The 8,477-nt window shown below is 32.0% G+C and carries 9 protein-coding genes; 4 read left to right on the forward strand and 5 right to left on the reverse strand.

Annotated elements, in window-relative coordinates; all coding sequences use genetic code 11:
* The 4 genes from I567_RS00630 to bioB form a co-directional block, all read right to left on the reverse strand.
* Positions 1–1,050 (reverse strand): ISL3 family transposase (locus I567_RS00630; protein WP_016250320.1); only part of this gene is annotated, 1,050 nt, incomplete at its 3' end.
* 303 nt (positions 1,051–1,353) lie between these two features.
* Positions 1,354–1,917 (reverse strand): biotin transporter BioY, encoded by a 564-nt coding sequence (locus I567_RS00635; protein WP_010709177.1) that lies wholly within the window; start codon positions 1,915–1,917, stop codon positions 1,354–1,356.
* Complete coding sequence (bioD, locus tag I567_RS00640; RefSeq protein ID WP_016250321.1) at positions 1,910–2,575, reverse strand: dethiobiotin synthase; 666 nt, start codon at positions 2,573–2,575, stop codon at positions 1,910–1,912. The genes I567_RS00635 and bioD overlap by 8 nt, the downstream gene beginning before the upstream one ends.
* Complete coding sequence (gene bioB / locus I567_RS00645; RefSeq protein WP_010709179.1) at positions 2,575–3,525, reverse strand: biotin synthase BioB; 951 nt, start codon at positions 3,523–3,525, stop codon at positions 2,575–2,577. The genes bioD and bioB overlap by 1 nt, the downstream gene beginning before the upstream one ends.
* Positions 3,526–4,072: 547 nt before the next feature.
* Here bioB and I567_RS00650 point away from each other — a divergent pair.
* The 4 genes from I567_RS00650 (at position 4,073) to I567_RS00665 (ending at position 7,377) form a co-directional block, all read left to right on the forward strand.
* Positions 4,073–4,402 (forward strand): hypothetical protein, encoded by a 330-nt coding sequence (locus tag I567_RS00650; RefSeq protein WP_010709180.1) that lies wholly within the window; start codon positions 4,073–4,075, stop codon positions 4,400–4,402.
* Between the two features lie 326 nt (positions 4,403–4,728).
* The gene (locus I567_RS00655) at positions 4,729–5,310 is read left to right on the forward strand and encodes an Ig-like domain-containing protein (protein ID WP_226994642.1); all 582 of its coding nucleotides are present in this window, start codon (positions 4,729–4,731) and stop codon (positions 5,308–5,310) included.
* The gene (locus I567_RS00660) at positions 5,279–6,031 is read left to right on the forward strand and encodes a hypothetical protein (protein WP_016250322.1); all 753 of its coding nucleotides are present in this window, start codon (positions 5,279–5,281) and stop codon (positions 6,029–6,031) included. Before I567_RS00655 ends, I567_RS00660 begins: the two co-directional genes overlap by 32 nt.
* 200 nt (positions 6,032–6,231) lie before the next feature.
* Positions 6,232–7,377, forward strand: coding sequence for an LPXTG cell wall anchor domain-containing protein (locus I567_RS00665; RefSeq protein ID WP_016250323.1), 1,146 nt, complete (start codon positions 6,232–6,234; stop codon positions 7,375–7,377).
* Positions 7,378–7,613: 236 nt separating this feature from the next.
* Here the strand turns inward: I567_RS00665 and I567_RS00670 are convergent.
* Positions 7,614–8,477 (reverse strand): ISL3-like element IS1476 family transposase (locus I567_RS00670; RefSeq protein ID WP_034875048.1); only part of this gene is annotated, 864 nt, incomplete at its 5' end.

The following is an 8,477-nucleotide window of genomic DNA, read 5'->3' on the forward strand; positions in this document are numbered from 1 at the left end:
TTTAAGGGTTTCTTGAAAGCCTTCCGTACCTCGTTTAACGAAATAATAGCGTAATAATTGACAAAAATGATACGCAGTTCGCAATTCTTCGTTGTAGCTTAACAGCTCATCAACGATTTCTGTTTGACTAATTGGTCGTTTAAACAGTCGATGATAATGCCGTTTGAGTGGCTCCAATGTCGTGGAATCTTTGAGTAAGAGTTTCCAATATCGCTTGAGCCGACGGTACTTCTTCTGATTTTCAGAGTGTGAGGTTCGAAAACGATTCATGATCTGGACACGTAATTGATTGAAGCTGCGATTGATGTGTTGGACAATATGAAAGCGGTCAGTTACGATCTCCGCATTTGGAAAGAATGTTTTAAGCAACTGACAATAGCTGGCATTCATGTCCATCACTAGGTACTTGACCTTTAAACGGGCTTTTCTAGGAAAGTGCAGGAAGTATTGAGTTAGTTTGTAAAGTCTGCGATCTTCAAGGATCGTAAATAGCTGATTGGTTGTCCCATCAACACAAATAAAACTCATGGAACCAGAAACAGACTTCATTGATTTGAACTCATCCATACACAACACCGTCGGAAGGAAGTTCATACGTGGCTGGTAATGCTTCGTTGCTTCACGCAAGATCCGTGTCACCGTCCCATCCGAGACGAAGTACTTCTTAGCGATTAGTTTACGTGATTGATTTTCGTACAGTTCTATGAGAATCGCCTGCTTCAGTTCCTTTGTTAGTTGATGATGTTCATCAACTAAGTCCGTTTTCGCAGAAAAGGTCTGCCCACAATCATAGCAGAGAAAACGGGTACGTTTTAATTCTAAAATAGTCAACTTTTCTTTGACTTTCAATATCTGAGTACGTGTCGTATAGGAACCGTTGCGGATAATACGAATCGATCCACAGTGTTCACAATGGGAAGGTGAGTCATCCAATTTTCCTTTAATAAACTGCGCTTGAACGCCTTTATATTCTTTTTCAATCAGCCATTCTTCATCAAAAAATAAATGTTTATCTGTTAATCCGAGTAATTTTCTAGTATGATTATCCATAGAGCGACTCCTTTGGTAGGGTGATGTTTTGGTCGACTAAATTTTACCAAAAGTGAGTCTCTTTTTGAGTTGAAACGAAGAAAAAGTGTTAGTAGAAAATCGCCTTCGATTTTCCACCAACACAAAATATTATAGAACCAACTATTTTAGTAAATAAAAAAGTACTGGAAGTTTTGTGATCAACAATCACATCACAAAAAAGGGTGAAAAAACATTTCTTTTTATAATGCAACTCATTTATTGAAACCTTTTTGAAAAAGTTTATACAAGCTAAATATATCTTTATTAGTTTAAAAAATACAATTAATATGATGAAGATTTATTATATTGATTTAATTTTAACATAATTAAACTAGTTGTTAATACTAATAGTAAGTCAAAAGAAAAGTCTATTAATGTAGTAACACTGATCAGAATTGAGAGACTTGTTACATTATTAGTGTAGAAAGACAAGATTAATATTTTATAAATAATTCCTATTAAATAAATATAAAGTAGGCAACAAATATTTATAATAGTAATTTTTTTAAAAGAAGAGTAGATACCATTATTAAATTTATTTGAGATGAACGATTGTATAATAGGTAAAGTCACAAAGGCTAGCAAGAAACCAAAAGTTGGCTTGAAAATATATGCATATCCACCACCGCTTGCAAATATCGGAAGACCTATTATTCCTAGAATTAAGTAGCTACAGGTTACGATCAGACCGTTTTTCATACCTAATGTAGGATAAATGAGATAAACAGTAATAATCTGTAAAGATAAATAATCAAATAAAGGTAAAGGAATAACAAGTCTAGCTGTAATAATTAACAGCGCCAACATTAATGACATTCGCGCAATCATTTGACTCTTTCTATACATTTAAATGCCACTCCCTAATTAAATTTTGTTTTTCTTTTTCTGATTTCAAAACATACTTTAAATTTTTTAGATAAGGAATTTTACCAATCTGAGGAATACAAGTATTATTAGTAATATATTCAAACAATTCAGTAGAATAATTTCTAGAATCTGTATTATTGTAAATCAATCCCAAAATTTCTATATTCTTGCTTTCTAAAAGATGGATAGTTAGTAAAGTATGATTGATTGAGCCTAAGTAATTATCTACAACTAAGATAATTGGAAGTTTTAATAATTTTACAAAATCTAACATTGTTTCTTTATCGTTGATAGGAGATAAAATTCCACCAGCTAATTCAAATATTTTAGGTCGATTTTCACTTAGTAGAGATTTTGATTGATCTAACAAGGATTGTAAGTCAATTTTTTGATTTGTTAAATTCCCTGCAGTATGTAGTGAGGCTTCGATATCTAATGAATAGAAATTAAAAATGTTTTTTTGAGGTATATCACACTGTTGATAAAAAATAGTATCAAGCTCTTGTCCTGTTTGCATTGGCTTTACAATAATTGGATTAACTGAAAAATAGAGTTTCAGATATTCATAAATTAAAATACTGGCTACTGATTTACCACAATTTGTATCTATTCCACAAATCACCATACTAATATTCATTATAATTCCCCCTCTACGATAAGTTCTAACTCTTTTAATAATTGATAGTCTTCTGTGATATCCGCGCCTTTTTCTGTTAAATAGTTTCCTAAAAATATAGAATCTACAATTAAAATAGCAAATTGCTGAAGACTTCCTAAATGAAATTCTCTACCAGCACTTATTCTAATTTCTGTTTTTGGAAACAATAGTCTAAGCATTATTAGAATTTTTAGACATTTTATTGGGGTTAGTTCATTATATTTTTCAAGTTTGGTTCCTTTAATGGGTAATAAAAAATTTACAGGAATTGAAAAAGGCTCTTGTTCTTTTAATTCAAAAGCTAAATCGACTAATTGTGTATCAGTTTCTCCCATTCCACATATAAAGCCAGAGCAGATATTTATGTCAAAAGCTTTTATTTTTTTTAGCGTATTTAGACGATCGTCATAGGAATGAGTAGTAGTTATATTAGGATAGTTCTCCCTACTAGTATTTAAATTATGATTTAATCTATCAATTCCGCATTTTTTTAAGTATTTTATCTGATTATCTGTGATTAATCCAATAGATAAACAAATCTCGATATCCATAATGCGCTTAATTTCTTTAATTGTTTCGCCGAGATCTAATACTTCTTTTTGAGTAGGTCTAGTTCCACTTAGAGCAATACAAAAAACACTTGAATTATTCTTTTTTGCTATCAATGCTTTACGTATAATCTCATCTTGGGGTAAAAGACTGTATTTTTGAATAGTTGCTTTACTTTTTTTAGATTGGGCGCAGTAACCACAATCTTCATTACATAATCCACTTTTAGCATTTAGAAGTGTATTTAACCTTATTTTATTTTTCATATTTTTAGTTTTAATATATAGGGCTTGCGAATAGTAAAACCAAATATTTTCTTTCGAACTTAAAATTTCTAAACAGTCAGATTTTGTCATTTTTGTATTAATAGTATTCATCATGATAGTAATTCTCCTTATAAATGGTTAACCAATTATATTACATAGGTTGACGAAAGTAAAGGGGAAATTACTAATAATATTTAAAAATTTGTTAACAAAGGATAAACTTATTAGTTTAGGAATACAGTTAAAATGAAAACATTTGGAAAGCTGTATATTCTTTAATTAAAAAATTATGTTAGTTTTATCTTTTCTTTATCAACAGTTACTAGCGTTCAAAAAATTAGTTTTTGCCAATTGTTACCTACCTAAAAAGACATTTATCTAAGAGTTTTAGGAGATGAATATGTCCTTTTTCCCTTAATTAATCATATTTATCAGCTAAAGGTCAAACAGCATTTGATAGAGCATACTTAAACGGAATAATAGAACATTTGCAAAAAATTAAAATGATAATTAATAACGAACGTTCATGTTGAAATTAAGTATTATATGTTTTATTATATACTAGCTATAAAATCTATTACATTTTTATAGTTTATATAAAATGCACGTTCATTTTATTCTTATGCTGTTAAAATAATTTTAGGAATTTAAGGAGGAAAATATGTTTTTTACTGGTAAAGAAAAGAAACTAAAATTTGCTATTAAAAAGAAACACGGAGGCGGTGGAGCAGCATCAGTAATTATCGGATGTATCTTTTTCGGAAGTATTGCGTTTGGTGGGACAACATTAGCTTACGCTGATGAAGTGCATAATAGTACAAATCAGGCTATACAAGATTCTGGTAGTACAATTATTGGAGAAAATGATTCTTCTACCAAATCAACTGAGTATAAAATGATTCATGAAATTGATGGAACTAAAATTAGTAACGGTGAAAATAGTAAAAAACACCTACAAGTTCAGGAACTATACTGGCTGAGGAAGCAATAGAAAGTTCAAATCAAAAAAATTCAAAGACAAGTGAAGTCGAACAGGATCTTCATAAAGATGTATCAGGATCTGAATCAATAAAACAAGTAGAATCTTCTGATTCTATAAAAAAATCTGAAGAATCAGCCGTTAAAACATTAAATCTGGATGATTCACAAGAGAATACTAATTTAATAACTACCAAGGCAGAAAATGATGCGCTATCTACAGTTAATGATGAAAAAGTATTAAATGAAAGTGATAGTACTATCAAATCAATTCCTTCGGAAACAGAGAATGTCGATAATAATAGTAAAAGTGATAATAGGGACTTAGTAGAAAACTCAGTGGAAACTACTAAGGAAATAATGAAAGAGGCTGATAAAACTGAAATAGCTAAAAGGAATGACAATATCTCTGTATTGAATGCTGGAACTGAATCATTTAATGATAGTGATAAAATAAGAAGATCTAAAAGAGATAATGAATCTCCTGTTCCAAGTTTGAGTATTCAAATGCCAGTCACAAAAGAGATTTACGAAAATGATAGTACTATTAAAGGAAAGTCTGAACCAGGAGTAACGATAAAAATTTATAAAAATGGTATTGAACTGGGGTCTATTAAAGCAGACGATGATGGAAATTTTGAATATCCTCTAGAATCACAAGCTAGCAAAAGTGATAACTACTCTTTCGTTGCGGAAAAAGATGGAGCGAAAAGTATAGAGAGCTTTGTAAAAGTAGTAGAAAATAAAGAAATAGTAGGTAATCAACGAGATGCGTATACTCCATATGGATTTGGTATATATAATCGAGGTTTAGTTACTACTGATGATGGAAAGAAACATTATAAAGTTGATATGGAGGGAAATTTAGCATCTGAAGCGTACTTTGATCTTGCAGGCGGAACAATGTACTATATCAATTGATGAAAAATTTGCACCATATGTTGAAAAAATAGTTCTAGATGGTAAAACAATTATTTCTAAAAATCCGTATGAATTGCCCAATAAAACCAATATTTGGTCTTCTGGTATTCTTAGTACAGATAAAAGAGGAGGATTGGTTCGTGCTGCTTTAGTGGGTAGTACTAACGGAACAATAGATATTTATTTTAAAGATGATACTCCTCAAGAAGTTCTCAATAGTGAAATACCTTTCCAAGTTTGGGCTAGATTTAAAGAGAAAAAAGAGGGAGTAAAAAATGATCTAATTTCTGATTTTGATCTAAATATTTTACTTCAAAACAATAAATTAATATTAAGTAAAGATACCTTTTTCAAAGATGAAGATATTGTCAATAATAATGGTCCTAAAATTAGTTCTAATTTTAACTATACCAATAATACTATTGATATTAATTATGGAGTAAATACCGGTAATTATGGCTTAACGATAGGGAAACGTAGTCCTTATAACTTGCATATTAATACAGGGAAAGAATTAAGTGATTTAGTTGATACGATAAAGATTGACAATAAAAATTATGAGTTCGAAAAACTTCCTGATGGTTCGTTAGTGATTAAAGATATATACAAAAAGGGAATTTTAGGTGGTGCATTACTTAATCGCCAAGAGATTACAATCAGTTTAGGATTAATAGCGAAAAAAATCTGGGCGATCTCATTGATTTCAAACAAGAATTATTAAAACTTGATGTATCTATTAGAGATAATACAACCTTTAAGCTAGTAAAAGGATAAGCTACAGAAGCTATCCGTAAAATAGATTCCTCATTCGATACATTTAAACAGGAATTAACGAAATGGATTGAAAAAAGAGATAGTAATCCACAGGAACCTATAACTATTAATTCTGAAGACAATACTTCTATAGTGGATCCTAAAGAGATGGTTGAATTTGCAGTAAAAAATCCAACCATAGAAAATATTAATAAAGTACGTAGTTTGGTTTCTAAAATGTGGCTTTGGGACAAAAACAAATATAATCCAGTTCTTAATGCTGCTGAAGAAGTAAACAGATATCTTTCAACTACGTTAAATGGTTCATCAAATGATGATGGCTTGATATTAAATAATACTCATGCGGCAACTTTCGTTAAATTAATTGATACGGATAAAGATGGGATACTTGATAGATACGAAGCAAACATGGGAATTGGAACCAACTACATAAATGCTGATTCTGATGGTGATGGAAAAAGTGACGGATTTGAAATTTTTAATGATACTGATCCTTTGGTGAGTCCGTACGATTGGTTTGATAAAAATGGAGAAAAAATAAAAATAGTAACCACCGATACTGATACGATAATAGGACAAACTGTCAATGATGGTTCTAGTTTTAATGAAGATATAACGGTATTTGCTCAATGGGAAAAAGAATCTAACCTAGCTGGAGAAGTACATGCTCCACAAGGTCCTATTGAAGAAGGTAAAAGTATTGTTCTAAATAATGTAGTACAGTCCAATAAATCAGGGTCTGTAATTGTAACTGGAGAACTTCCAAAAGGGCTTGTTGGGTTATCTATAAATGAAACAGGTAATCTAATTGGTACTCCACTTATCAATGACTGGATTGATGGAGAAAATAGTCGGGAAGTAAAGATTCCAGTTACAATTAGTAATGGTGTCGAAACGGTTATGGTGGAAGTTCCATTAACGATCCTGCATGATACTCGAGCGGCAGACGCAGTGAAAGCGGCGGAAGACGCAAGCAAAGCTGGAGCAGATAAGAAAGCTGAAGTGGAAACCGACGGTTTAGTGACTCCAGAGGAAAAAGCGGCAGTGGATGGCTTGAATGACACGACTACCGCGAAGAAAGAAGACGCAAGCAAGTTAGTGGATGCCTTGCCAGAAATAAAACAGTCTTCATTTATGCCGTTTGAAAAAATATTTTTGATTACAAATGATTACTCACAGTTTCCTAAAACTGGTGAAAAATCTGATTCTATTTTAACCATTTATGGAGGTTTACTATTCTTAAGTAGTATAGGATTATTAGGAATAAAAAAAAGAAAAAATAATACGAATTAAGTTTGTCTGTATCCTTCTTTAAGAAAGGATAGGTATATAAATTTTATCAATAAAAAGCTGACTATTTGTTAAATAGAGTTGATAAAATGATAATAAAAGATCATCTAATGTAGGATTTCTCTTTTCTACTTTAGATGATCTTTTTATTTAGGCTCTTCGTCAAATCGTGTTGGTGAAGACAAATTTGAATAAAACTTAGTCCGATATGCGGCGCGTTCTGTGCGCCGCATATTTTTTTAGTTTTCAAAGATCAGACCTTGTTGTAAATAGATCCGTGCCCGAAAGTTATAAAAGTTGCGATAACCAAACGCAATTCGTTTAATCAGCTTGATCTTGTTATTCAGCCCCTCAGTGACGCCGTTTGAGTGGGACACCTTAAAGGCATTTGAAATACCCGATTGGTAGCGATGGAAGATCGTGAATTTCTTTTTAAACGACTGAGGTAACGTAGATGAAATTGTTTTAAGGGTTTCTTGAAAGCCTTCCGTACCTCGTTTAACGAAATAATAGCGTAATAATTGACAAAAATGATACGCAGTTCGCAATTCTTCGTTGTAGCTTAACAGCTCATCAACGATTTCTGTTTGACTAATTGGTCGTTTAAACAGTCGATGATAATGCCGTTTGAGTGGCTCCAATGTCGTGGAATCTTTGAGTAAGAGTTTCCAATATCGCTTGAGCCGACGGTACTTCTTCTGATTTTCAGAGTGTGAGGTTCGAAAACGATTCATGATCTGGACACGTAATTGATTGAAGCTGCGATTGATGTGTTGGACAATATGAAAGCGGTCAGTTACGATCTCCGCATTTGGAAAGAATGTTTTAAGCAACTGACAATAGCTGGCATTCATGTCCATCACTAGGTACTTGACCTTTAAACGGGCTTTTCTAGGAAAGTGCAGGAAGTATTGAGTTAGTTTGTAAAGTCTGCGATCTTCAAGGATCGTAAATAGCTGATTGGTTGTCCCATCAACACAAATAAAACTCATGGAACCAGAAACAGACTTCATTGATTTGAACTCATCCATACACAACACCGTCGGAAGGAAGTTCATACGTGGCTGGTAATGCTTCGTTGCTTCACGCAAGATCCGTGTCAC

Source organism: Enterococcus cecorum DSM 20682 = ATCC 43198 (genome assembly GCF_000407565.1).
GTDB classification, from domain to species: domain Bacteria; phylum Bacillota; class Bacilli; order Lactobacillales; family Enterococcaceae; genus Enterococcus_E; species Enterococcus_E cecorum.